This window comes from Marivivens sp. JLT3646, assembly GCF_001908835.1.
Lineage (GTDB): Bacteria > Pseudomonadota > Alphaproteobacteria > Rhodobacterales > Rhodobacteraceae > Marivivens > Marivivens geojensis.
Window position 1 is genome coordinate 122,350 of sequence record NZ_CP018572.1, and the last position, 24,136, is coordinate 146,485.

General features: G+C 56.3%; 24 protein-coding genes. 4 read left to right on the forward strand and 20 right to left on the reverse strand.

The genetic code is table 11. The features are described from left to right. Window positions 1-268: 268 nt before the first annotated feature. Genes BSK21_RS00590 through BSK21_RS00605 form a run of 4 tightly spaced genes read left to right on the forward strand, consistent with a single transcriptional unit; the run spans window position 269 to window position 3,737 of the window. Entirely contained in the window at window positions 269-496 is a 228-nt protein-coding gene (locus tag BSK21_RS00590) for an AlpA family transcriptional regulator (protein ID WP_232230444.1), read from the forward strand. A 1-nt stretch (window position 497) separates the two neighbouring features. Continuing rightward, a complete protein-coding gene (locus BSK21_RS16005) occupies window positions 498-749 on the forward strand; it encodes a hypothetical protein (protein WP_067552250.1) in 252 nt (83 codons plus the stop codon). Next, entirely contained in the window at window positions 746-931 is a 186-nt protein-coding gene (locus tag BSK21_RS00600) for an AlpA family transcriptional regulator (RefSeq protein ID WP_067552253.1), read from the forward strand. Before BSK21_RS16005 ends, BSK21_RS00600 begins: the two co-directional genes overlap by 4 nt. Then, entirely contained in the window at window positions 924-3,737 is a 2,814-nt protein-coding gene (locus BSK21_RS00605) for a hypothetical protein (protein ID WP_074038929.1), read from the forward strand. Before BSK21_RS00600 ends, BSK21_RS00605 begins: the two co-directional genes overlap by 8 nt. Before the next feature lie 998 nt (window positions 3,738-4,735). Here BSK21_RS00605 and BSK21_RS00610 read toward each other — a convergent pair. From BSK21_RS00610 to pcaQ, 20 genes are all read right to left on the reverse strand, one after another. Continuing rightward, entirely contained in the window at window positions 4,736-5,464 is a 729-nt protein-coding gene (locus tag BSK21_RS00610) for a GNAT family N-acetyltransferase (RefSeq protein WP_067547894.1), read from the reverse strand. Next, on the reverse strand, window positions 5,461-6,615 hold the full coding sequence (gene menC, locus BSK21_RS00615; RefSeq protein ID WP_231014192.1) for an o-succinylbenzoate synthase: 1,155 nt from the start codon (window positions 6,613-6,615) through the stop codon (window positions 5,461-5,463). Before menC ends, BSK21_RS00610 begins: the two co-directional genes overlap by 4 nt. Window positions 6,616-6,642: 27 nt before the next feature. After that, a complete protein-coding gene (locus tag BSK21_RS00620) occupies window positions 6,643-7,401 on the reverse strand; it encodes an ABC transporter ATP-binding protein (RefSeq protein WP_067547897.1) in 759 nt (252 codons plus the stop codon). Beyond that, window positions 7,398-8,132 carry an ABC transporter permease gene (locus BSK21_RS00625; RefSeq protein ID WP_067547900.1) on the reverse strand — a complete coding sequence of 245 codons (735 nt, stop codon included), beginning with the start codon at window positions 8,130-8,132 and terminating at the stop codon, window positions 7,398-7,400. The genes BSK21_RS00620 and BSK21_RS00625 overlap by 4 nt, the downstream gene beginning before the upstream one ends. After that, complete coding sequence (locus BSK21_RS00630; RefSeq protein WP_074038930.1) at window positions 8,132-8,842, reverse strand: ABC transporter permease; 711 nt, start codon at window positions 8,840-8,842, stop codon at window positions 8,132-8,134. Before BSK21_RS00630 ends, BSK21_RS00625 begins: the two co-directional genes overlap by 1 nt. Before the next feature lie 33 nt (window positions 8,843-8,875). Further along, window positions 8,876-9,661 carry an ABC transporter substrate-binding protein gene (locus tag BSK21_RS00635; RefSeq protein ID WP_067547902.1) on the reverse strand — a complete coding sequence of 262 codons (786 nt, stop codon included), beginning with the start codon at window positions 9,659-9,661 and terminating at the stop codon, window positions 8,876-8,878. 31 nt (window positions 9,662-9,692) lie between these two features. Next, entirely contained in the window at window positions 9,693-10,607 is a 915-nt protein-coding gene (locus BSK21_RS00640) for a MurR/RpiR family transcriptional regulator (protein ID WP_143152106.1), read from the reverse strand. A 332-nt stretch (window positions 10,608-10,939) separates the two neighbouring features. Then, window positions 10,940-11,572, reverse strand: coding sequence for a tyrosine-type recombinase/integrase (locus tag BSK21_RS00645; protein ID WP_067547908.1), 633 nt, complete (start codon window positions 11,570-11,572; stop codon window positions 10,940-10,942). An 857-nt stretch (window positions 11,573-12,429) separates the two neighbouring features. Then, the gene (locus BSK21_RS00650; RefSeq protein ID WP_067547911.1) at window positions 12,430-13,659 is read right to left on the reverse strand and encodes an NAD(P)/FAD-dependent oxidoreductase; all 1,230 of its coding nucleotides are present in this window, start codon (window positions 13,657-13,659) and stop codon (window positions 12,430-12,432) included. 3 nt (window positions 13,660-13,662) lie between these two features. Further along, window positions 13,663-13,977, reverse strand: a complete 315-nt coding sequence (locus BSK21_RS00655; protein WP_067547914.1) for a 2Fe-2S iron-sulfur cluster-binding protein — start codon at window positions 13,975-13,977, stop codon at window positions 13,663-13,665. A 10-nt stretch (window positions 13,978-13,987) separates the two neighbouring features. Further along, window positions 13,988-14,749: an SDR family NAD(P)-dependent oxidoreductase gene (locus BSK21_RS00660; protein ID WP_067547917.1), complete on the reverse strand. Its 762-nt coding sequence runs from the start codon at window positions 14,747-14,749 to the stop codon at window positions 13,988-13,990. Window position 14,750: 1 nt separating this feature from the next. Then, window positions 14,751-15,362: an HD domain-containing protein gene (locus tag BSK21_RS00665; RefSeq protein ID WP_067547920.1), complete on the reverse strand. Its 612-nt coding sequence runs from the start codon at window positions 15,360-15,362 to the stop codon at window positions 14,751-14,753. Further along, entirely contained in the window at window positions 15,359-16,798 is a 1,440-nt protein-coding gene (locus tag BSK21_RS00670; RefSeq protein WP_067547923.1) for an aldehyde dehydrogenase, read from the reverse strand. Before BSK21_RS00670 ends, BSK21_RS00665 begins: the two co-directional genes overlap by 4 nt. A gap of 9 nt (window positions 16,799-16,807) precedes the next feature. Further along, on the reverse strand, window positions 16,808-17,413 hold the full coding sequence (locus BSK21_RS00675; RefSeq protein ID WP_067547927.1) for an HD domain-containing protein: 606 nt from the start codon (window positions 17,411-17,413) through the stop codon (window positions 16,808-16,810). Between the two features lie 54 nt (window positions 17,414-17,467). After that, complete coding sequence (locus tag BSK21_RS00680; protein WP_067547930.1) at window positions 17,468-19,279, reverse strand: PEP-utilizing enzyme; 1,812 nt, start codon at window positions 19,277-19,279, stop codon at window positions 17,468-17,470. Between the two features lie 31 nt (window positions 19,280-19,310). Further along, window positions 19,311-20,372: a PEP/pyruvate-binding domain-containing protein gene (locus BSK21_RS00685; protein ID WP_067547933.1), complete on the reverse strand. Its 1,062-nt coding sequence runs from the start codon at window positions 20,370-20,372 to the stop codon at window positions 19,311-19,313. Next, complete coding sequence (locus BSK21_RS00690; protein WP_067547936.1) at window positions 20,369-21,610, reverse strand: cytochrome P450; 1,242 nt, start codon at window positions 21,608-21,610, stop codon at window positions 20,369-20,371. Before BSK21_RS00690 ends, BSK21_RS00685 begins: the two co-directional genes overlap by 4 nt. An 86-nt stretch (window positions 21,611-21,696) precedes the next feature. Then, a complete protein-coding gene (locus BSK21_RS16095) occupies window positions 21,697-22,314 on the reverse strand; it encodes a bacterial transcriptional activator domain-containing protein (protein ID WP_232230445.1) in 618 nt (205 codons plus the stop codon). Continuing rightward, complete coding sequence (locus BSK21_RS16100; protein WP_232230446.1) at window positions 22,257-23,183, reverse strand: hypothetical protein; 927 nt, start codon at window positions 23,181-23,183, stop codon at window positions 22,257-22,259. Before BSK21_RS16100 ends, BSK21_RS16095 begins: the two co-directional genes overlap by 58 nt. After that, window positions 23,143-24,102: a pca operon transcription factor PcaQ gene (gene pcaQ, locus BSK21_RS00700; RefSeq protein WP_067547942.1), complete on the reverse strand. Its 960-nt coding sequence runs from the start codon at window positions 24,100-24,102 to the stop codon at window positions 23,143-23,145. The genes BSK21_RS16100 and pcaQ overlap by 41 nt, the downstream gene beginning before the upstream one ends. Window positions 24,103-24,136: the final 34 nt, after the last annotated feature.

Here is a 24,136-nt window from a genome sequence, read left to right on the forward strand (position 1 = left end):
TTGCGCTTGCTAAAAGCCTTTATCCTTGCCGAGGGATTTTTGATCGACCGGTTCAACGACATAAAATGTTGGCCTCCATCAAACGTGGCAGGAAAATCTTAGGTATCAAAGATGGTTGGTGCGGTCCTAAACCCCAGTCCCTTTTAAATCGTAGGACTAGCTCAATTTTGTAGATTAAACGTCAATTTTATAAACTATAATAATTACTTACTGATAATAATTTAAAAGGGAGCATTCGTCGAAACGGAAAGTCTGAAATCATCCAATCATGCACCATGAATTCCTCATGGGCCTATGTTTGGAGAAAAAGATGACCGACATCCTCTACCGTCTACCAGAAGTCATGGCCCGCACTGGGCTTGCGCGGTCAACGATTTATCATTGGATCGCACACGGCGAATTCCCTCAGCCCGTTAAACTGGGTGAACGCATATCAGCATGGCGCAGTAGCGAACTTGACGCCTGGCTCTCTTCCCGCATTCAGGGAGGCAAGTAATATGCAACTCACGCCTGATGCAGTGGCCTTTGCTCAAGAAGTGCAAAAACACACTAAGGTCGGAAAAGCCCTGATCATACACGTCCAACATGATCAGTGGTGCGGTGTCTTTCAACCCCAAGGTATTTGCAACTGCACCCCAGCCTATGTGCTTCTTGATGACGAAGGGACGGTTTTAGAGACCCAAGGGAAATCCGTCTGCAAGTCTACGCTCGAGACATATGTCGCGTCCATGAAGGGAGGTGAGAAATGAGTTTAGCTCAAGACATTACCCCGCAATTAAATGTGAAATGGTATCGCGCAATGCATCGCGATCCGCTCTTCCCCCAGCCGATCAAGTTAAGCGAGCGCTGCATCGGGTTTCGTGAAGCTGACATCGATGCATTGATTGAGCGTCTCACTACACAGGCAGCGGAGGGCGTTCGTGATGCCTAATTCTGTTAAATTTACCAAGGTGACGGCGACAATCCCTGAGCGGCTTTCAAAAAGCTACCATTTGAATGCAGACGGCTCCCTTCGCAAAGAAAGCGGGGGCCAACTCATAAAAGGTGCAATTGAAGTCTTAGAAGTCCCAACGCTCGCTCATTTCGGCAGTGTGCTTCAATCGCTCACCCCGCAGCATGCGCTGATTTATGGACTGCCAAAAAAGAACGTCCAGCTGCTTCACTCTAAATCCTACCATAGCAAGTTATCTCATCCGGCTACCGCAACAACGCGGACAAAAGATGAATTCGTTTGGCCATCATTTGGCGGCGTAATGATGCTTGATTACGATCCACCTAGTCATGAAGCGCCACTGTCTCGCACAGCCCTAGTCCAAGCGCTTAGGGATGCTGTGCCTGGTTTGCAAAATGCATCCATGCTGTGGTGGCCAAGCGCATCGAGCTGCATTTGGGCTGAGGGTTCCGAATTAAAAGGGACTGACGGACAGCGGTTATATCTCTTTGTAAAAGATGCCCAAGACATTCCTCGGGCGGGCAAAGTGCTGGAGCAACGTTTATGGCTAGCAGGGCTGGGTTACATTTTTGTCAGTAAATCGGGCTCATTATTAGAGCGCTGTCTATTTGATACCGCTGTATGGCAACCAACGCGCTTTGACTTCATTGGAGGTTCGAACCTCTCTGCAGGTTTAGAACAGCGGCGCGGGGCTCCAATCATCATCGAGGGCGAAGCCGAGTTTGTAGACACATCGGAGGTGTTCGCACCCTTGTCTCGTGATGAGTTAAAGAAATTTACCGCCGAGGTTATGCTTTCGAAGGATGCGCTAAAGAGTGAGGCGCGTAAGGTTCAAGACGAATGGGTTACAGATCGCGTCAGAGATATGACCTTGGCTAATCCGGCTGAAGACAAGAAATCTTCTGATGAATTTCGTCAAATTGCGGTGCATGCGATCGACACCGGCCAGCTATCCGATGATTTTGTTTTGAACATACAGATCGGTGGTCAAGTGCAGCCCGTTAAGGTTTCTGATGTTCTGCAGGACCCTTATACTTACCATGGTTCATTAACATTGGACCCTTTGGAGCCGAATTATGATGGAGGGCGTTTAGTTGGGCGCCTCTTTCTGTGCCAATCTAAACCCGTGCTCTACTCCTTCGCGCGCGGCGGTAAAACTTACCACCTTTCCAAGAAGAAAAGCCGGGTTGAATTGGTGAGTGGTCATATGGTCGAGGCCGTCGAAGAAACTGTCAGTATTTTGCGTCAAGATCCGCAGTCTTTTGATTATGGCGCTCAAGTCGTCACCATTGATAAGGGCGTTATTCACCCAATGTGCGAGCATGCGCTGAGCTTTCACATAGGCGAGCGCATTCAATATTGCAGAATGACGTCTGAAGGACTGAGGGATGTGGATGTTCCGGTAAAGCTCGTGCGGCAGGTTTTGGCGCAAAAAACGCGTCGTCAACTGAAGCCTTTGAAAGGTCTACTAACTGGACCCACAATTTTGCTAGATGGCACCATTTTGGATCGGGTGGGGTATGATCATGCAAGTGGCCTTTTTTGCGACTTCGATAAAGGTGCCGTTCCGGAAATTCCTGTCGAACCGAATACCTCAGATGCAGTGGATGCGTTGCAAACTTTGCTGAAGCCTTTTGAGACGTTCCCGTTTGTAGACGCTTTATCTAAGGGCATTTTGTTGGCAGCACTTTTGACGGCAGCCGTTCGACCAGTCCTGAAAACTGCACCTGCATTTGCATTTGATGCGCCAATTCAGGGGAGTGGTAAGACTTTGTTGGCGAGCTGCGTCGGTGCACTGATGGAAAGAAAGAGCCCCGATATTTGGCCGCATGTTAATACGCAAAATGACGATGAAATCCGTAAGCGGTTATTTGCGGTGCTGGCTTCGGGCTGCCAAACGCTGATCTGGGATAATGTCATTGGTACTTTTGATAGTGCGAGTATGGCGGGCTTTATCACCGCGGATGCCATGGTGGATCGGGTCTTGGGGAAGTCGGAGAGCATTCGAGTTCCAAATCGCATCCTGCTTCTACTCACAGGGAATAACCTGATTTTGGCAGGCGACATGCCTCGTCGTGTCCTGATCTGTCGCATCGACCCGCAAACTGATCAGCCATTTGCTCGTGAATTTTCATTAGACCCGCTGGAATACGTGCTTTTACACCGTAATGAGCTTTTGGCTGCTGCATGCACCCTCATTCGTGCGCGATTTATTCATATGAAAACGCCTGCTGCTGGTCGTCTTGCCTCGTTTGAAGAGTGGGATGTCATGGTGCGTCAAACCGTTGTGTGGGCGAATGAGGCACTTATGCCAGGTGAGTTTGGCGATCCTATGGATTTGGTGAGGCAAGCTCAGACCGCTGATCCTGAAGCAGAAATGCTATTCGCCCTGCTCGAAGCTCTTAAAGACGAATTTGGCAATCGAGAGTTCACGGCCAAAGATGTGCACGTAAAGGTTAACACAATAAGTATTTCGACAAATCTGGGTGAGGCGTTGCGAGATATTGCGGGTGATAGCGCTCTAAAATCTACGCGGGCCGTTGGTCGTGCGTTGACGTATCGCAAGGAACGTATTGTGCATGGTCTATGCTTGGCAGCTCGCACGGATACGAGTTCAAAATCTCAGGTATATCGGGTCAAAGTGTTAAATGACGGGTTTGGCGGGTTTAACGGGTTAAAATCTACACAGGGAGAAAACGATGTCGCTTCAAAAAACACCAATCAATGGAAATTAACCCCGTTAAACCCGTTAAACCCCGTAAAAACGGAAGATGAGGAATTTTGAAGCCGCGCCTCATCGCGTTCGGGATCACACATCGGAGACCATCTGGCAGGTCTTTAGTTGCCGTCGCATGAAATCGCTTCCAGATGGTTGGCAAAACTATCTTCCGGTACCGTGTGGGATGCGACGGGTCCTTCTGGAAGAACCGTGTTGCGAGTGGTTCGGGCCGCAGACCTTCGTTAGCGGCAGATCATGCAAGAGGGGGCTCAACAGGCATCTGGCAATCTAGGCGAGTCGGCAAGGACTACGGGGTCATCAACGAACCTCGGGTTCGAATCTTTTTGCCACCGCCACTTCCCCCTTTCAAAAAATAATTACGTCTGCGCTGGGCGTGATTCCCTTTTTATTTCAAAGGGACTTAGTGATCTTCAAGGGGCTACTGAGAACCTAACACTGGACGATTTTCGTCTCAGATATGGTTTTGTCTCAAAAGCACCGAACCTGAGTAACTTTGGGTCTTTGTCATGAAACGCATTAGATACAAGTGCTTAGCGGAAATTGGTTGCTATCGAGTTGCGGTTTGCAACTGCATGGCGCTTGAACTTTGATTTCAAATAAACGTTCAAGTGCGGTCTTCTGCGCAATTAATCTGTACGAGTAGTTTGGGCTGCTTGATTTGACGTCAAGTTCGGCCCAAAGCCGCCTTTCGATGGGTGGCCGGTCGCCGCATCGCAGCTTCCTCGAAGCCGTCATTCATCCAGACCGCAGAATTCTGGGCGGCCGGACGTCAGGGATGCGGGACATTGCGGACCTGCTCGTTAGCAGCGAATGCACGTGCAGAAAGTCCAAATCGAAGTTCGCATCTGCAGCACCGAGAGTTCGGCAGCATCGCAGATTTCCCCATTCCGGTAATTCAGGAACAATGCGAAACATCAGCCACAAGCGCCATTGCCGCGCGAGCGGCTTCGTCCTTGAGCCTGATCCGGTCTCTGATCAAGGCAAGGGAGTGTTGCGCTGAGCGTGGCGGTCGTTCAGAAATCTGAAAATGCTGATCAATAGCATCACTGTTGGATCAGAAGATATGCGCAAGTGTCCACGTCAAACCCGACAATCCGATATCCCGCCTTAAAAGCTGTGGTCAACTCTTCGCGCACGCGCAGGCGTTCGGATATGGCTTTGTCCATGTCATGTGACAGCAAGCCTGCGAAATCAGCGGGGATTGTGATCTTCAGACTGCCTTCGGGCACATGAGGCTGCGCCACCGAAGGGTCAAGCCGCTGCACGACTTCAGGTGCGTTCAGATGCCATTCAGCAACGAGGCGGTCGGAGGGGACACCGGCATTGATGCCCTCCATCTCGCCATAATAATCTTCGTGGTAGATTCCCGCGGTCGCGCCAAGCCTTGCTATGTTGAGGCTTGCGTTGATGCGGCGCAGTGGATCATAGGTCCAGCGCACCACGTTTATGCCGCGCTGAAGGCACCAGTCGCGCTGATACCATTTCAGCTTTGCCCCCAACCCCATGCCTCGGCTGTCGGGATGCACGGCCAGCCTGTGCGAGTGTTGTGCGTCGGGTTGGCTTGTTGGGAAGCCAAACAGAAAACCCAGCATGCGCCCGTCTTTGAATGCGCCTGCAACAAGCCCCCCTTCATGCTGGATCGCCAGCATGATGTCTGAATTGTCGGACGGGTCATCCTCGCCCCAAACCTCTTTCTGAAAGCGCTCGGACCGTTTGAGTTCTGTGACCGAGTTCAGCTCGCGTATTGTGATGCCTGACTGTTCCACCTTCATGCGCCGATCTCCTCGACATGATCGGAGACGGTTTTCAGAAACCCTTGGTCGAGCGTGACGCCGATGCCGGGGCCGTTCGTGGGCACGGGCATTTCGCCGTTCGTGGCTTCGAGCGGTTCATTGATGATGTCGCGCTTGAAGTAGCGGCTGGCGCTGGAGGTGTCGCCGGGTTTGGTGAAGTTCGCGAGCGTCGCCAGATGGATGTTGTGCGCCCGCCCGATGCCGCTTTCCAGCATCCCGCCGCACCAGACCGGCGCATCAAAGGCGGCACAGGTGTCATGGATGGCACGGGCCGAGGCAAACCCGCCCACGCGTCCGACCTTGATGTTGATGACCCGCGCCGCACCGAGTTCGAGCGCGATGCGGGCGTCCTTGGCGCTGCGGATGCTCTCGTCAAGGCAGATCGCGGTCTTCAGCGCCGCCTGCACCTTCGCGTGGTCGTGGATGTCGTCATAGGCCAGCGGCTGCTCGATATAGTCGAGGCGGAAGTCGTCGAGCGCCTGCAACACCGGCAAGTCGGCCATCCCGTAGTCGGTATTGGCGTCCACGGTCAGCTTGATGTCGGGGTGGCGCGCCCGCACCGCTTCGACGATCTTGACGTCATGGCCCTGCGCGATTTTGAGCTTGGTGCGCTTGTAGCCATTCGCGACCGCCTCATCGACGCGTTCCAGCGTCTTCTCGACCGGCGCGATGCCAAGGCTGACGCCCACATCGACGCTGTCGCCGACGCCGCCAAGCGCGGCCTTCAGCGGGATGTTCAGGCTTTTGGCCCAGAGATCCCAGAATGCCATCTCGACCACCGCCTTGGCCATTCGGTTGCCGCGCCACGGGGCGAGGATCGGCTGAAGCTCATAAGGCGAGGCAAAGCGTTTGCCGACGATCTGCGGCAGCAGCACGTCGCGCAGGAAGGCCATCGCGCCGGGGATGGTTTCCTCAAGATAGTCCGGGGCCGGGTCCATCACCGCTTCGCCGATGCCCTCCAGCCCTTCGCCCTTCAGCACCAAAAGCGGAAAGGTCTTGGCCGTCATCGTGCCAGTCGAGATCACGAAGGGCGTCAGAAGTGGCAGGCTGACGATGCGAAGCTCGGCGGATTCGATCAGGATGCCTTGGTGCATCGCCCCGGCGGGCGGCGTTTCGGGTTTTTCCAGCATTTCGACAACTTCCTAGATTTTGGTGGATCACATGACCTTGGCGATGAACCGCTCGAACACCTCGGTCCTGGGGTTGGTGAACATCTCTTCGGGCGGGCCCTGTTCGGCGATGCGGCCTTCGTGCAGGAAGACGACTTCGGAGGAGACCTCGCGGGCAAAACCCATCTCGTGTGTCACGACGATCATCGTCCGACCTTCGGCGGCAAGATCCTGCATCACCTTCAGAACCTCGCCCACCAGTTCCGGGTCAAGCGCCGATGTTGGCTCGTCAAACAGGATTGCGTCGGGCTCCATCGCCAGTGCCCGGGCGATGGCCACACGCTGCTGCTGGCCGCCGGAAAGCTGCGATGGATACATGCCCATGCGCTCTTCCAGCCCGACACGCTTCAAAAGCGCCTCGGCCTTGTCGCGGGCTTCTGCCTTCGGTTGACGTTTGACCTGGACAGGGCCCTCCATCACGTTTTCCAGCACGGTGCGGTGGGTCCAGAGGTTGAACTGCTGGAAGACCATGCCAAGCCGGGCGCGGATTTCCTCGATATGGCGCACGTTCTGGGGCTTGCCATTCCGCACCAGGATTTCGTTGCCATGGACGGTCACCTTGCCCGATGTCGGTGTTTCAAGGAAGTTGAGACAGCGCAGGAAGGTCGACTTGCCGGACCCCGACGAGCCCAGGATCGAGATCACGTCGTGTTTCCGCGCTTCAAGCGAGATGCCCTTCAGGACTTCGACACTGCCGAACGACTTGTGGATGCCTTCGGCCTTCAAGATGATTTCCGTCTGGCTCATGCCTGGGGTTCCTTTGCGGGCTGTGCAGCGACGCGCGGTTTGTGATGGGCTTCGATGTGCCGGCTAAGGCGGCGTTCGGCCTGCCGCCAGATCAGGACGAAGATCGCGGTAATGCAGAGATAGATCAGGGCAGCCCACAGGTAGGTCGAGAAATCGAAGGTGCGTGAAAAGATCTGGCGTGTTCGGCCCATGATGTCGAAAACGGTGACGACGCTTGCCAGCGCGCTGGCTTTCATCAACAGGATCACCTCGTTGCCGAGCGCAGGCCACGCGATACGATAGGCGTGCGGGAAGACAACGCGGCGGAGCGTCTTGAAACGAGTCATGCCGATGGCTTTGGCGGCCTCGATTTCACCTTGTGGCACACCCATGATGCCGCCGCGCAGGATCTCGGTCTGATAGGCGGTGGAGTTGAGCGCAAAAGCCAGCAGCGCACAGTTGAACGGGTCGCGGAAGAAGGTCCACAGCCCCCAGTCCTGCAAGATGGGTCGAAACTGGCCCGAGCCGTAGAATATCAGAAACAGCTGCGCGAGGATCGGCGTGCCGCGCATGAACGAGATGTAAAGCCTGAGTGGGGCCTGAGCCAGTGGCGCGGCATGGGTGCGGATCAGTGCGAAGCCTGGTGATACGAGCGCGGCAATAAGCGCGCCGAGGAAGGTCAGCTTGATCGTCATCAGCGTGCCGTCGAGCAACCGGGGCCAGTATTGGGCGATGATCTCGATCGGGTTCATCACACGGCCCTCCGGATGCCGCGATTGGCGCGACGTTCCATCCAATACAGCACCAGCTCGGACAAGACGCACATGACCCAGTAGATCAGGCAGGCCAGCAGATAGAACGTGAAAGGTTGCTTGGTGACGCCGACGGCGACCTTGGTCATGCGCATCAGGTCATCAAGCGCGATAACTGAAACAAGAGCAGTGTCCTTCAGCATGTTGATCCAGAGGTTGCCCAACCCCGGCAGCGCGAACCGCCAAAGCTGCGGCAACTGGATACGGCGGAAAATCTGGCCCTGGGTCATGCCGATGGCGCGCCCGGCCTCGGTCTGGCCCTTGTCGAGCGACTGGAACGCGCCGCGCAGCACTTCGCCCGCGAATGCGCCGAACACCATGCCAAGCGCAATGACACCGGCGGCGAAGGGGCTGAAATCCGTCGCCCCGCGTTCGGGGTTCCACCAGCGCAGCGCCATGTTCAAAAGCAACCCCACGCCGTTGTAGACAACGAAGAGCGTCAGGATCTCGGGCAGGCCGCGCATGATGGTGGTGTAGCCGAAACCCAGGAACCGCAGGGGGCCAAGGCGAGACATCGACGCGAACGCCGCCAGAAATCCAAGTAACAGGCCCACGGGAAGCGTGACGATCGCGAGTTGCACCGTGATCGCCAACCCCCGCAGGATTTCGTCCCCCCAGCCGGTATCGCCAAATGAGAAGAGTTCAAACATGGGTCAGTCTTTCGGTCGGGGGAACGTATCGCGTCATTGCATCGTGTAGACGTCGATATCGAAATACTTGTCGTTGATGGCCTGGTAGGTGCCATCCGCGCGGATTTCCATCAGTGCGGCGTTCAGTTTTTCGCGCAGTTCGTCGTCTTCCTGACGCACCGCGATGCCGACGCCGTCGCCGACAAATGCCGGGTCGGTGATCGGGTCACCCGCAAGTTCACAACAAGCACCATCATCGGACTTGGTCGTCCAATCGAGCATCGGAAGCATGTCGCCCACCTGCATGTCGATCCGGCCACTGGCCATGTCGAGGTTCACCTCGTCCTGGGTCGGGTAAAGGCGAATGTCGGCGTCTGGATAGGTGGCTTCAATGAAATCGGCCTGAGTGGTGCCGGATTGGGCACCGATGACCTTGCCGCTCAGCGCCTCGTTGCTGAATTCGGTGATGTCCGACCCGACGGGCACAACGTGGGTCATGGCCGCGAGGTAATAGGGATCGGTGAAGTCCACCTGTTTCTGGCGCTCTTCGGTGATGAACATCGACGCGATGATGAAGTCGTATTTGTTCGCCAGAAGGCCGGGAATGATCCCGTCCCAGTCCTGCGCGACAACCTCGCATTCCACTTCCATACGCTTGCACAGCTCAAGCCCGATTTCCACGTCGAAACCGGCGATTTTTCCGTCCGCTTCGATATAGTTGAACGGGGGGTAGGCGCCCTCTGTCCCGAGCCGCAGCGACTGCGCCCACGCCGAAGTCGCCATCGAGGCGGCAATGGCGGTCGTCGCCAGCACCGCGGCCAGTTTGTTCTTGAGTTTCATCTAGTTTCCTCCTCTTGGTTCTTGATTGTAGTTATTTCGCCACTTGCGCGACAGGGTCGCCCACATGGCCGGTAAAGCGCCCATAAAGCTCGGCGAATCTGCTCAGTCGATCTTCGACGTCACTTCCAAGCTCCATGAACACGCTGTTGATCAGCAGATTGCAGAGGCTCGCCATCTGCGCCGTGGAATCCCAGAACTGGTTGAACTGGGTCGGCACAGCGAAAACTTCGTCCGCGACGTCATGGCCCCAATCGCAAAATGGATCGGTGACAAGGGTCACGGGAATACCGGTTGCCTGCGCTTCCTGGGCCAGAACCTTGGCGAGCCGGGAATACCGGCGCGCTTCGAAAATCAAGAGGCAAGAGTCCTTGCCAGAGGCCAGAACCTCGGCAAAATTACCGCCCGCCAGGTCGACCAGTGACACCCCGTCGCGCACATATTGCATCTGGTTCGCGAAGTACTGGGCAATACCTCGTTCTGTCTGAAAGCCTGCCACATGGATGTTATTCGCGCTGGCAAGCCGTTTGACCACCCGAGGCCATTCGGGCATGCGGGCGCATTCATAGACGCTCACCACTGCCGCGATTTCCAACTCCATCCCACGTGTCAGATGCGCGTCACCCGCCGCGGCGCTTTTCTGTAATTCCTTCAGCCGGTCGCTCATGAGCCAGGGATAGTCCGCGATATCACCCTTCAGGTGATCCTTGAGGTTCTTGAAGCTTGTATACCCGATGGAGCGGCAGAACCGCCCGACTGTCGCCTCGCTGACCCCGACCTTTTTCGCGATGCTTGCGGCTGTTTCGAATGGCAAATCCGCCAAGGCGCCGCTCATGTAGCTGGCAATCGCCTTATCCGCTTTCGTCCCCTCCTTCAGGGCATTGGACAGGCGGGTCTTTATTGGAAGTGACAAAGGCGGGCCTTTCGGAATCAAGTGGATAAGTAGCATAAGTAATGAAAGATATATTTCATATAGTCAACAATTTTATAGTTCTGTCATTTTGATTTTGTTATTCTGGCTTTCGCAAACAAGCAGATCATGTCGCCCATTTTAAAATCCGTGCCTGGCGCGAAACCACCGTTCTTGCGAGGCGCAAGGAACGGCCGGTCTGTTCCCTCCATTCCAAAGTCTCGACAATGCCCAATGACCGGTACAGGCGATCGTCAAATCGTGTTAACAGTGCAGCATTCGGTGCTTTGGGGTCGATCAGAACTACCGCTGCGGCGCGAACTCAGGCCCGGTCCGGTTGGCGAACGGCAAGCGCCGCCCGCCATCGTGGTTCAAATGTCGGTTTGCCCGGCGATGCTCAGCGCATCTTCATGTTCGACGGCAAGGTATCTGACAGGGCTGTCAAAACTAGTGTGTCCGAGCAGCAGTTGAACAGCTCTGAGATCTCCGGTCTTGCGGCAGATCTCCGCCGCCTTGGTCCGGCGTTGCGAATGTGTGCCGTATCCGCTGGGTTTCAGGCCGATAGCGGCCACCCAATCCCGTACAAGCCGGCCATTTTGGCGCATTGAGATATGTGGGCGGTCATGAAACCGGCTGGGAAACATGATACGGCAGCCGAGCATTTCAGGCGACATGATCCACGCGGCAATGGTATCCCGCGTGTTTTCAGAGAGTTCGAACTGAACGGGCCGCTGTGTTTCACTCCGAAACACGGAGACCCTTTTGCGAATGCAATAGTCCCTCACCAGGTCATTGACGGCCAGTTTCACCAGATCGCATTCGTGAATCTTACTATCAATCGCCACGTTGAACAGAGCAAGATCGCGCAGGTTGCGTGCCAGTTCGAGCCGCGCGCGGATCGCCCAGACCTGTTTTGGTAACAGAGGCCGTTTCTGGCCGATGATCCGCCCCTTGTTCCAGGCTCTTCGTTTCGTGGCGAGAGCGGGAAGTTGGACGCTTGGCATGGTTTGCTCTCCAATCTTTCCGCCACATCGGGTGGTTGTTCAATGCGGATACGTTGCAGAAGCGCCCTGCCATCGGGGCGGTCGGGCGCTGACCGGCGGCGCGCAAAGCGCGCCTTGACTCCGGGCATGGGTGCACATTTCTGAGGTCAGCTAAGTTGCGAGTCCTGTAGATTCACCCCTCCAGAATTTTCACACTATGCACGAATGACCGGAACCACCGCCGCGCTGCGTCATGGAATTCTGTGCAATTGCAGAATACTCTCCGCTGCGAGCGCACGCAGCGAGAAATCGGCATGTCGGCTGTGGGCTCGGAGCGGACATGCGGCGGTGCGGCGGCCCCATCACGAGGGCCGCGCCACCCTATCGACGCGATCGGCCCATTGCGGACGTTCGTGCGTTGCGCAGCAAAGGTCGGCAAAGAGCCCATACCGTGAATTTGATTTTCTCGCTGCGCGCGCTCGCAGCAAAGATCCTGCTGCGGGAGCACTATCTCAAGTACTGTAATACAGCACTGAGAGCTGCCGTTCGTGCCGATTGCAGCGCAGTTTCGTCAGGAAATGAACTCGATACAGGACAAAACCGTCCTTGCATTTGCCCTATTCGCTGGCGCAGCTCGTGTTTCAAGTGAGGCAAGCTTCTCGCTGCGTTGCACCCCATGTTGCCGCAGCGGTCATTGCTTTCTGGTTTCGGTCTGCTGATCCAAATCGCGTTTCTTCGTGATCACCCCAAAGCCAGCTATCCTGCAATGATCGCATAGCTTCGGTACGGCCGCGGCCAAACAGAGTGTTTTTGGGAACCGTTGGAGCTGTAGGGGCACTTCAATTACGCGCATACAAACATGAACATAAGTCGCAGGGCTAGCCTTTTACCGCGTCCTGATATGCGAGCTTCATTGCCCGGGCATCGCCATCAACCAAGAGATCAATATCTGGCGTAAAGCCGTCGGCGATCATCCGGCGCGACAACATATGCTCTCCGGCGCTGTTCAGCGTTTCGCAGACTATGAGTTTGCCGTGTTTGAGATGGTAGACCGATTTCAACGCACCATCCTTGTCAAAGGTTTCGATCAATTGATCCGGCGCGTCTGACAACCCGGCGATCTGTAGCTTCAACGCTCCGATATCGGACCAAAACCACGGCAGTGCCGTGTACCGGGTCGGAGATCCCGTCAGCGTCAGGGCAAGCGCGCGCGCTTGATCCGTAGCATTTTGCACGGATTCAAGCCGCACCTGCCGTTCCAGATGGATCTGCGGGAACGACACACAATCCCCGATGGCGAAGATATCGGGATCATCTGTCGCCATATGGTCATCGACAACAACTCCATTTTCCGTCGAAAGCCCTGCATCCCTCGCCAGTTGGTCCATAGGCACTGCACCGACACCGACCAAAACGTGGTCAGCAGGAAGAAATGTGTCGCCCAATTGCACGCCGCAAACCGCACCATCCTGTGCGGCGATCGTTTCGACCGATTGACTGAGATGCAGCCGGACTCCTGTTTTTATCAAATGATCCGCAACAGCTTGGGCCACACTCTCGCTTGTGGCGCGCCCGAGCAGGCGGGGCGCTACCTCGATCACATCGACCTGTACGCCGCGTGCCGATAGCATTGCGGCGGCCTCAAGCCCGATGAATCCGCCGCCGATCACGACGACACTCTTCATCGCGGGAAGAGCATCCCGCATCGCCCGCGCATCTGATGCTGTACGAAGTGCAAAGACCTGCGGCAGATCGGCGCCGGGCATGGTGATCTTGCGTGCACTAGTGCCTGTAGCGATGATCAGTTTGTCGTAGGCGATGGCTTCACCATCCGCGCAAACGACAGTTTTGCTGGCTCGATCAATCCTGTCCACATCCAAGCCCAACGATAACTCAATGTTGTTCTGCGCAAAAAATGCCTCGCCACGTAGGGGCTGAAGCGCGGCTTCTTTCGTCGCCATGAACGACTTGGACAGCGGTGGCTTGTGATAGGGGAAATCCGGATCGCCAGACAGCAAACGGATGTCAGATCCATATCCTGCTTCCCGTAGGCTAGCGGCCAGCTGCACGCCGGCATGGCCGGCCCCGATGATCACGACCCCTGACATCGCCTAGCGCCCGATCACTTGGAAAACGATGCCGTCCAGCTCGGGTGTCACCGTCACCTGACAGGTCAAGCGACTGTTTTCCTTCATGTCTTCTGCAGTGAATTCCAGCGTATCGGCTTCGTCTGATTGCATTTCCGGCAGAGAGTTTAGCGCATCAATCACAAGGCAGTGGCAGGTGGCGCACATGCAAGACCCACCGCATTCGGCGTCGATACCGACAACGCCCTGTGCGGTCGCGGCCTGCATAACGCTTTGGCCATCCGTCGCGGTGATTTCGTGACGATTGCCCGTCGGTTCGATAAAAACAAGTTTTGTCATGGCTTTTTCCTCAAATAAACTGGCGACCGCCATCTACGATCAGGGTTTGACCTGTGACAAATCCGGCAAGGTCTGACGCCAGATAAATCGCCGATCCCACCATATCTTTTGCGTCCGCCGATCGTTTCAGCGCACCGCGTGTGACGCCGTAGTTTTCGGCGTCTTCGATTAGGTCAAGGCTGGCCTCAGTCAGGGTGAAACCGGGCGCGATGACGTTGGCGCGGATGTTGTCGTCGCCAAGTTCGCGCGCCAGTGACCGCGTCATGGCAATGACTGCCCCCTTTGAGGCGACGTAATGCATCCACTGCGGAGAGCCCGAAAACACTGTAGCCGAGGCGACGTTCACAATAGCGCCCGCCCCTGCGGTTCTCATAAGCGGTGTCACCGCGCAGGTCATTTGCCAGACGCCTTTGACGTTCACGGCCATGACCTTATCCCAGACATCTTCGTCGATCTCGGTGAAGTCCTTGCGCTCAAGTCCGGCATAGATCGCGGCATTGTTGATCAACACATCCAGACCACCCAGCGTCTCTTGGGCGAACGCCGCCAGTTCGGCACAGCTTTGCGCATTGGTCACGTCGACCTTTGCGCCATGCGCCAGACCGCCAGTGTCGGTGATTGCGCGGGCCGTTTCCTGCGCGCCGTCTTCGTTCAGATCGGCTGCAATCACACGCGCGCCCGCTTCGGCGAACCCTTCGGCAAAGGCGCGGCCAAGGCCACCCGCGGCTCCTGTCACAAGGACACGTTTCTCTTTCAAGCCAAGGTCTGACATCCTAGTTTCCTTTCAGGTAGTGGTCTGACTGCGCCTCCGCCCGCCCGGATGCCAGCATGGCGCGGGCCATGATCCGTCCCGCATCGGTGAGCATCGTAGGCATCACGAAATCTTCGAGCATCGCCAGCGTTTCATCTGTTTCGTAGCCGAACCAGCCACTGATCGTCGCGACCCCGTGAGGCGAAAACCGCCATGCCTTGTCGGCGTCCTTGACCAGGGCGTCTTCTAATGAGGTCGCGTCCTTAAGGGTGTCATGGCGGTCGATAATCGCCAGCACAGCATCGATATCGACGCCTTCAGGTTGATGGCGGCGCAGGATATCGCCAGCTATGGCAACCCCGTAGACCTCGTGATCGCGCACGAGATCAGGGCGCGTGGCATTTGGACCCACCGCATCGCTAAGCAAGGCGGGATCAATTCTCTTCCAACCGACATCATGCAAAAGGATCGCGGGAAGCACGATCGCCTGATCCACACCTTTGTGTTCTGCCAACAATGCGCGGGCGAGGCGGTATGAAATCAGCGTATGCACGTCGTTCGATCGAACATCCAGAAACGGCTTGGCGTCCTGCCAAAGCGGGATATCTCGTGCCAAAAGGGTATCCGCGGTCACGCCAGCACCTCGTAGCTGAGGTACATGGTCTTGTATTCCAGGTAGCTCTCGACGCCATAGCGCCCTTTTTCGCGCCCGACGCCACTTTCCTTCATGCCGCCAAACGGCACGTAGTGTGAGGAACGGTGGATGTCGTTGAGCCAGACGGAGCCGGCCTCCATACCCTCACAGAGGGTCAGACCCTTGGCAAGATCACCAGCAAAGACAAAACCCGCCAGACCGTAGCGGTTGTCATTGGCCATCCGGAGGGCCTCGAACGCATCATCAACGACGCAAACTCCCAGGACCGGACCGAATGTTTCCTCCGTCAGGACCAGCATATCGTGTGTCGCATCAGCGATGATCGTTGGCGGGAAATAGAAGCCGCCATCGTAGCCCTCGCCGGTTTTCCGGTCTCCACCCAGCACAATACGGGCACCCTTTTCTCGGGCATCAGCCACTTGTACTTCGCTATTGGAATAGATCTTTTCGTTTACCAATGGCCCCAAATCGCCGTCGCCACCAGCGGGGGCAAGCGTCAGTTTTCCGGCCTTCTCAGACAGACGCGAAAGGAAGTCTTCGTAGACAGGGCGTTCAACATATACACGGTTCACGCGGTAGCAAAACTGCCCCGAGTTCGCGAAACCGTGGCGCGCAATCGCTGTGGTCGCCTTTTCCAGATCTGCATCTGCGCAGACAATCGCCGCACTTTGCCCGCCAAGCTCAAGGGTCACACGTTTCATTGTCCCTGTGGCCGCCGCCGCAATCGCCTTGCCTGCGGCCGTACCGCCCGTAAAGGCGATCTTGCGGGGGATGGGGTGTTCGATCATCGCCGACCCAATACCCCTGCCACGACCGGTCACGACATTGAATACGCCCGCAGGCAGGCCTGCTTTGTGGAAAAGCTCGGCCAACATCAGGGTCGATAAGGGTGTATCTTCGGCGGGCTTGGCAACCATCGTGCAGCCTGCAATCATGGCCGCACCCAGTTTGAACATCAGCAACGTCACAGGATAGTTGAACGGCGTAATCGCAATGACCACGCCCAATGGATCGCGGGTCACGATGGTCTTTTCACCAGTTCCAGACGCCAGAGACATCGTGGCCGTCAAGCGCAGCCCTTCTTCGGCGTATACATCCAGCAGATCAGCGGAACGGGCAATTTCCGCCACACAGGCGTGTATCGGGCGGCCCAATTCCTTGTTGAGGATGGCCCCGACCGTTTGGGCATTGTCGCGCATCGCTTGGGCACAGGCTTTCTGGATACCCACACGTTCGACCATCGGCAACTGTTTCCAGGTTTCGAAGGCTCGAGCCGCTGCCCGAATAGCGATATCGGCATCCGTGGCGTCCCCCGCCGGAACGGTGTCAAACACCTCGCCAGTTGCCGGTGCGGTCACATCTTGGCGCACACCTGACGTCGCAGGGCGCCAAGCCCCATCGATGAACATATCCATGTCGTTTCCTTAAATCACATGCAACATCAGCGCGTTGCGCGATGCAGTGAGGGTTTGCGTCGCGTATGCGCGCCCCGCCTCTGTTTCAAGTTTGCCTTTCTGGACTTCCAGACGGTCCGCATAGGCATGTGGAGTCAGTTTGAACCAGTCGCAGGCGACAGCAATGCCGGTGACGTCAAAACGCCACAACTTGTCGGCATCCCGCACGATTCGATCATTGAGATGTCGCGGATCAGGTCGGGTGTCATGGCCATCGATGATCTCGCACACCTGCGCGATGATATCCGTGTCCCAGCCGGTGGCCTGCAACACCTCGGTGCCCATCCGAACACCTTCGGACTCGTGTAGATAGCGCACATCAGATTGCAGCATATTCGGGCCGGAAAACCCTTTTTCGATGATGTCTTCCATGTCGATGGCGTACCAGCCGATATCGTGCAGCAGGATCGCCAGCAGGCAGACGTCGCGGTCGGCTTCAACGTAGTCCTGCAGAAGCCGTGCAGCCCATCCGAAGGACAACGGGATGTGGATGTCGTTCTTGCGCGCACGCATATAGGGTTCTGCCTTGCGCCACACGGGATCATAGCGGGCAAAGTCTTTGTTCATATCTAGCATGATCGCCTCCGAATGGTGCGAGACAGGCAAACCCTGCCTGCCTCGCCTGTCGTTTCAGCTTAGGATCGTGACCTTGCCGGTGTTGCCATCGACGCGGATTTTGTCACCAGACTTGATCTTCGAGCTGGCCGAACCAGTGCCTGTCACCGCTGGCAAGCCGTATTCGCGGCACACAATCGCGGCGTGGCTCATCATGCCGCCGATGTCTGTGACGGTGGCCTGAATCTTGCCGAAGACCGGCGCCCAACTTGGTGCTGTGACCGGAGCCACAAGGATTTCACCCTGCTGGATTTCATCCAGCTGTTCAGGGCTGCGGATCACACGGGCGATCCCCTCAACGGCACCGGGGCTGGCGGCCATACCGGTCAGATTGTCGCCGTCATCGTCGCCTCCGATCCAATTCTTGATCGAATCCGACGTGATCCCCCACAGCATGATGGTGAACGGCTCGGTGATCAACTCTGGCGGGTTGTTCAGCGCGGGCTGCGGCGCTTGCGTGGCAAGGGCGTCAATGATGCCCTTACGGCGCTCGATTTCTGCGGGCCAATGGGTTGGTCCGGCCCAATCGCCACCCGTCGCCCATGCGTTGCCGTAATCAAAGATCACGTCGCGCACTTCGTTGCGATTCAGGTAGAACATACCGTCCTCAGTCGGCCAAAAGCCTTCCTCGTGCAGCAACTTGGACAGCGCGCGCATTTTCTTCCAGAACACGCCCATCGACCAATGTTCGATGTAGAAGTTGTGATCCTCGACGTAAGGATAAACCGTCCGGGCCAGACCCAGTTTCCCCTGAAACGCCTCAGCCGCTTCGGGCGACATCATTTCTTGGTATTCGGATGCGATGCGATCCCGCTCTGCATGCAGAGCATCCATTGGGCGTTCGATCGTCTCTCCGGCCTGCACACGTGCAATGTAGTCGCGCAGATAACCCATAGGGATTTGCAGGTTTTCATTCCAGTACTCGTCGGTCGAATAGAACCCGTTGCCCGTTGTGTAGTTGAACCAAGGATCCTTCGCGGCCTCCCATGCGGCAATCCACTTGGCGCCACCTTCTAGCGCGCTGGCCGCAGCCAAAGCGTCCTCGACGGTGCCGCCTTTCAACGCATCCGCCACACCGAGTTCAACCGCAAGCCGGGCGAGTTTTTTCAACTCGTCATCGGGACGGAACAGGTCGCTGTCATGACCTTGTACCATCTTGGCAATCGCCTGATCGGGGATCGACGGGAATTGCTCTTTCATGAAGCCAAAGAAGTCCAAGTAAGCCGCATACCCGAGATTGAGGAATTCAAAGTGATACTGCCATGTCCGATAGATCAACTGGATCATACGGTCGTAATTCTCGGTCAGGGCTGTGGTGTTATCCAGACCGACGCCGTCTTTGACCCAGTCCATCGGAACCACATCAGGAAGTTTTTCGAATTCAATCGCTTCCATCTCGTCGATGTTGGCTTTGACCTTCTTGTGCCAGTTTTCCAGCAGCGTCGACCAATTCTGAAAGTAATGGCCTGCACGCTCCATGAACTGGGGGATGCGAGCCTCGATCTTTTCAGGGGCAACACCAATGGGCGACATGTAAACGTACCCATTGTGGATGCGGTAATCGACACCGTTCGCAGGCGGCACCAGATAGTGGCGTGTGTTGTATTGACCTAGACATTTTACGGCAAATTCGACCGTCATCGTATCGAATGGCTTGAACGGGTTTGGCCAGTGCTGGCTGTCGCAGAACCAGAACTTCTGATCTTCCTTCTCGCGCAAGGCGGGCTGGAACTTCAGATAATAGGGATACAAGTCCTCCCACCCTTCGGCACCTGCCGGAGCATTGAGGTCATAGGCACTTGGAAACATCGGTGTAGTTGCGTCCATTTTGGTTTCTCCTCCCAGAGACTGACTTGAGTTATTTCTTTGATCCAACAGGGTTATTCAGGGCCCCAACCATACCCATCATGCCAGTTGAAAAACTGGTCTTGGCTGGCTCTGCCGGCTTTTGTGACCAGACGGTTTCAGGGCGGCTTTGCAGCGCAACGAGGTTTTGGCCTTCGGGCAAATCCGCATCAAAAGCCCATTCCACGTCTTGCGGGCATTTGTTCTGGCGCTCCAACGCTTTGGCAAGTTGCGCCACGGCCATGACTTGAGCGTCGGTTAGGCATTGCGCATTGCGACGGTCTGCAGCCACTTCCCGCTCAACCGTTGATTTGGCGGCCACATCGGGTACTAGTTCAACGTGTTTGTCGGAAATCTTGCGGTCGATGACCTCCATCAGGATCTTCTCGACAGTGAAATTGTCCGGCGTGACGATCCCCGATACGACCAACTCTCCCAACCCGTAAGAAGCGTCGATCACGATGCGCGTGCGATCCCCAGTCAGCGGATCGAGCGTCATCGCGACACCAGCGGTCTGTGCGTTCACCATTTTCTGAACCGCGACACTCATCAAGACTTCGATCTGGCCAAGGTCGTTGTCGTGCCGGTACTTCATTGCGCGGGCCGTAAAGAGCGAGGCCCAGCAGTCCCGCACATGTTCGATGACAGTGTCTGCGCCCACGACCCACAGATACGTATCCTGCTGCCCGGCAAAAGACGCATCCGGCAAATCTTCGGCGGTTGCAGAGGATCGCACGGCTACGGGAAGATCATCACCCATGGCGTTGTAGTCATTGCGAATGGCAGCCTCGACATCGGCGGGCAGCTTGTGTGACCGAAAGCGGATCTGGATCGCTTGTGCGGACCTCTCCAGCGACGATACGTCATCGAACTTCGTGCTCGCAAGCTGAGCTTCGATTTCGGCGCGCAGCCCGGTTTGGTCTAGCATCGCCAAATAGGCATCTGTCGTGACGGCAAACCCTGTGGGGACGGCGATGCCTGCCTGTGTCATCTCGCCAAGACTGGCGCATTTGCCGCCCACACGGGCGTGATCTCTGGTGCCGATTTTTCCGAACGGAAGTGTGAAAGCGGTCATTGCGTTTTCTCCATCCCAAGATCCACCATCACCTGATTTGGGACGCGGAACGAGATATTTTGAAGGTATTCGATGTGTTGATCCGGCTTCATCGTCATATTGGGGAACCGCGCCGTCAGCTCGCGCAGCATGATGCCAAATTCCATCTTGGCCAGCTGAAAGCCGATGCAGAAGTGGATACCGTAGCCGAAGCTGAGGTGATTGCGCGCGTTCTTGCGTTGAATGTCAAAGGTTTCCGCGTTCTCGAACACGTCGGCATCGCGGTTGCCCGCCCCCATCACCAAAAGAATGTCGGCGCCTTCCGGAATAGCGACCCCCCCGATTTCAGCGTCCGTTTTGGCGCGGCGGCGCCATGACACGATGGACGGTTCGAACCGCAGGATTTCTTCGGTCGCAGCCGGGATCAGGCTGGGGTCCGCGCAAACGGCATCCCAGGCATCGCGGTTCGCCATCAATGTGATGATCGCATTCGACATCAGCGTCGTCGTGGTTTCGTGCCCGGCGAACAGGACCGAATACATCAAGCCTGCGATTTCTTCGTCCGTGATATCCGCGCCATTGGCCTGTGCCTGAACCATATCGGTAGGGAAATCATCGCCCGGCACCTCTTTGCGCGCGGCCACCAGACCACGGCAATAGGACCAGTAGTCGACCATTTTCTCAGCAAGCGGCAGTTGTTCCTCATCACTTAGATCTCCCCAGGTCAAAAGGGCACGGCTGGCGGCCCAGTCTTTGACCTTCGGGACGTCTTCGTCCGGAATACCCATCAGGGCAAACAACACCAAAGCCGGCACATCATAGGCCACATCTCGGAAAAAATCGCATTCGCCCGCTACGGCAATCTTGTTCAGATGACGATCAACGATCGCTTCAATCTGCGGCTGAATCGCCTTGAAACGGCGCGGGCCGAAGGCGGATTGTGCCAGCTTGCGAATGCGAGTGTGATCCGGCGGGATGCGAGCTGACAGGCCGGAATATACGGTGAAACCGCCATCCTTCATGATCTGCTTGCCCGCGTCGCACATCGGGCGCATCGGAGCTTGTGCATTTTCAGACGAGAACGTGTTCCAGTCGTCGAAAACGCCCTTGATATCCGCGTGACGTGTCACGATCCAATAGCCGCTTTCTGGATCTTGGAACACGGGCTGATCCTCGCGCAGTTCCTTCCACTTGGCATGTGGCGCACTTAGATCGAAGATGTTGTAATTCCCAGCCTGCGGCTGTGCTTGAGCGCTCATCACATGTCCTCCCTGACACTCATTTCGTGCTGGGAATCAGCTTAGCCCACGCGCTTTGGTTTTTCTTTGGTTTTCTTAACCCATTGTCAGGAAAGGGTATCTACCAACTCGGCTCTGAGTCGCTCCAGCGTATCGGTCTCGGGCTTCAATTCCATCGCGTCCATCGAACTCAGGTATTGGCGATACTGGCGTGCGATGGCGTCCGCCCTGTTCTGCGCATGAAAAATACGCATCGCTTCAGCGTGGGCAATTTCACACACCGCATCCATTTGCAGCGCCTTCTGACAGCTTGATAATGCGTCCCGAAATCGTCCCTGCTGCCGCAGGATCGCAGCCTTATCGCGCAGCACTTTCAAAGCCATATCCCGGAACCATTCCCGTTTGGGAACCACCCAATTTTCCATATCGTTTTCGAAATAGGCAGCGGGCAGGTCTTCGAACAATTCCCCTGAATACAACCTGTCAGCGGCATCCAGCAGAGCGATTGCATCTTCAAGCTTTTCCGACTTGGACAAAACCTTGGCGCGATTGCAAAGCTGTTCGAAGGTAGCGATATCGATCCAGGTCCCCTCAGGCGGCACCAATGTGTAATAGTTCCCGTTTCGTCGGACAAAACCGGCTCCGCCAAGCGTATTGCGCAGCATCGTTATGGCATGGTGCAGGCGCTTGCGCTTCTTGTTCTCGTCCGGCTCTTCAGACCACAAAAGCTCAGCCAGAAGATCGGTCGGCGCACCCTTTTCCCCGCGTTGCAGGAGATAGGCGAACAGCGTCTTGGTTTTCCGGGGCGCACTTCCCGGAATGTCCCATTTGATCTGGCTTCCGTCTGACAGATAAATCCGAAGCCGCCCGAAACACCTGATTTTCCAGATATCATCCTTGCCCATACGCGGCCGTAGGCGGCGGGGGCCGTGATCCACTGAGGGTTGGCACCGGACGCTTCACCGTCGTCCTGCACGAGCGCATCTTCATAGTCCGGAACCAGACGCCCCAGCACAAACCCGATCTGTTGCGAAATCGTGGCCCCTGTCTGATAGGCTGGCGGCAGCCAGAATGGATTATCATAAAGGCCTGAAGGCGCCAGAAAATGGCTGTGCCCGCGCACGGCGGCCAACATCTGGTCCTCGATCATCAGACTACGCGCATAAATAGAAACGATTGGCACCTGCGTGCCTTCGGAGATCCGGTCGCAGAAACCACCCCATCGTTCAAAGTTCGCAGTCGCCGAAATCGTGCCGGCCCCCCAACGCATATCCACGATAACGACAGAGACAAAAGGCAACGCCTCGACGGCAGCCTGAATACGGCCACTCACCTCCGCCATTTTGATCGGGATGTCATCCAACCCCACCTGGGAGAAATCCAAACGGGTTTGCTTCGGGTAATCGGGCAGAAAATCTGGGTCATCTGCGATGAGCAGCGCGCCGGTCTCGAGGGCAAGTTGCTTTAGCGCGTCGGTCACAAAATAGTCCCCGGCGTCGCCACAGATCAACGAAATATTTAGAGGGTTCGCCAATGCAGCGCGGCTGCTAGGCTCATTCATCCCACATTCCCGCATCCTTTTGTCTTGATCCATAATTGCCTTGTCCGCACATATTACTCAACAGTTTTGCGAAGGTGCGCGAGGCCACAGACGGGACCTCTTCAGCGCGGCTCATGATGCCAACCGCTCCTTGCGTTGACGCCATGTCGATCTGCAAACGCACCAACCGCCCCATCGCGATATCAGCCGCAACCACACCTTTGCTGATAATCCAAACCGTATTGGGGTCCGCCATCGTGACCGCTCGTCCGAATTCAGGCGACGCGGTTTCGATCCTGTTCCGGAACAACGGCACACCTTGGGAAATCAGCAATCGCGCCACCAACGGGCGGATCGCGGAATCCTTGGGCGGGTAAAGTACCCGAACCTGGTTCAGATCGACCGCTCTGCGTAAGGCCAGTGAGGGGCTATCCGGACGGGCCACAATGACCACTTCTTCGGAATAAAGCTGTTGAAAGCTCAAGCCCACCATTGTGTCCGGTTTGCCAAGACGCCCGATAACCAGATCGAGGCTCCCGCTGCGCAGCCGGCTAGTCAGATCATGATGTGGCCCTTCATGGACTGCAACCAAGGTGTCGGGGCTTCTGGCGGCGAAATCCCGAACGACATCGGGCAGCAACGACGATGCGACACTTGGCAAAGCCCCTAGGCGCAGTTGTCCAGCGGCACCATCCGCAGCCTGAATGCTGCGCAATCCGTGCCTCAGCGCGGCGGTGCTTTGTTCGGCAAATTGCAGGAATACTTCGCCCTTGGGGGTCAGTGAGACCCCTGAACGGCTACGCTCCAGCACCACTACGCCAAGTATATCTTCTAGCTCTTTCAAGGTTTTCGAGATCGCTGGCTGGGTCAGATTCAATTGCTCAGCAGCGTTTTTGAAACTGCGGGCCCGCGCGATGGCACTGAAGGCATCCAAATGCCGGAATTTGATACGACGATCCACATTCTTGCCCATTTAGATAATCAAAATTCTCCAAATTTCATTATGA

What these genes read in the sequence shown, in the direction of transcription:
- BSK21_RS00610 (WP_067547894.1), bottom strand. Translation starts at nt 5,464, where the DNA reads ATGAAGGTGGAACAGTCAGGCATCACAATACGCGAGCTGAACTCGGTC.
- BSK21_RS00670 (WP_067547923.1), bottom strand. Translation starts at nt 16,798, where the DNA reads ATGGATATGTTCATCGATGGGGCTTGGCGCCCTGCGACGTCAGGTGTG.
- BSK21_RS00625 (WP_067547900.1), bottom strand. Translation starts at nt 8,132, where the DNA reads ATGAACCCGATCGAGATCATCGCCCAATACTGGCCCCGGTTGCTCGAC.
- BSK21_RS00620 (WP_067547897.1), bottom strand. Translation starts at nt 7,401, where the DNA reads ATGAGCCAGACGGAAATCATCTTGAAGGCCGAAGGCATCCACAAGTCG.
- BSK21_RS16100 (WP_232230446.1), bottom strand. Translation starts at nt 23,183, where the DNA reads ATGGATCAAGACAAAAGGATGCGGGAATGTGGGATGAATGAGCCTAGC.
- BSK21_RS00605 (WP_074038929.1), top strand. Translation starts at nt 924, where the DNA reads ATGCCTAATTCTGTTAAATTTACCAAGGTGACGGCGACAATCCCTGAG.
- BSK21_RS00640 (WP_143152106.1), bottom strand. Translation starts at nt 10,607, where the DNA reads ATGCTACTTATCCACTTGATTCCGAAAGGCCCGCCTTTGTCACTTCCA.
- BSK21_RS00645 (WP_067547908.1), bottom strand. Translation starts at nt 11,572, where the DNA reads ATGCCAAGCGTCCAACTTCCCGCTCTCGCCACGAAACGAAGAGCCTGG.
- BSK21_RS00690 (WP_067547936.1), bottom strand. Translation starts at nt 21,610, where the DNA reads ATGAGCGCTCAAGCACAGCCGCAGGCTGGGAATTACAACATCTTCGAT.
- menC (WP_231014192.1), bottom strand. Translation starts at nt 6,615, where the DNA reads ATGCTGGAAAAACCCGAAACGCCGCCCGCCGGGGCGATGCACCAAGGC.
- BSK21_RS00655 (WP_067547914.1), bottom strand. Translation starts at nt 13,977, where the DNA reads ATGACAAAACTTGTTTTTATCGAACCGACGGGCAATCGTCACGAAATC.
- BSK21_RS00675 (WP_067547927.1), bottom strand. Translation starts at nt 17,413, where the DNA reads ATGCTAGATATGAACAAAGACTTTGCCCGCTATGATCCCGTGTGGCGC.
- BSK21_RS00590 (WP_232230444.1), top strand. Translation starts at nt 269, where the DNA reads ATGCACCATGAATTCCTCATGGGCCTATGTTTGGAGAAAAAGATGACC.
- BSK21_RS00660 (WP_067547917.1), bottom strand. Translation starts at nt 14,749, where the DNA reads ATGTCAGACCTTGGCTTGAAAGAGAAACGTGTCCTTGTGACAGGAGCC.
- BSK21_RS16005 (WP_067552250.1), top strand. Translation starts at nt 498, where the DNA reads ATGCAACTCACGCCTGATGCAGTGGCCTTTGCTCAAGAAGTGCAAAAA.
- pcaQ (WP_067547942.1), bottom strand. Translation starts at nt 24,102, where the DNA reads ATGGGCAAGAATGTGGATCGTCGTATCAAATTCCGGCATTTGGATGCC.
- BSK21_RS00680 (WP_067547930.1), bottom strand. Translation starts at nt 19,279, where the DNA reads ATGGACGCAACTACACCGATGTTTCCAAGTGCCTATGACCTCAATGCT.
- BSK21_RS00650 (WP_067547911.1), bottom strand. Translation starts at nt 13,659, where the DNA reads ATGTCAGGGGTCGTGATCATCGGGGCCGGCCATGCCGGCGTGCAGCTG.
- BSK21_RS00600 (WP_067552253.1), top strand. Translation starts at nt 746, where the DNA reads ATGAGTTTAGCTCAAGACATTACCCCGCAATTAAATGTGAAATGGTAT.
- BSK21_RS00685 (WP_067547933.1), bottom strand. Translation starts at nt 20,372, where the DNA reads ATGACCGCTTTCACACTTCCGTTCGGAAAAATCGGCACCAGAGATCAC.
- BSK21_RS00635 (WP_067547902.1), bottom strand. Translation starts at nt 9,661, where the DNA reads ATGAAACTCAAGAACAAACTGGCCGCGGTGCTGGCGACGACCGCCATT.
- BSK21_RS00630 (WP_074038930.1), bottom strand. Translation starts at nt 8,842, where the DNA reads ATGTTTGAACTCTTCTCATTTGGCGATACCGGCTGGGGGGACGAAATC.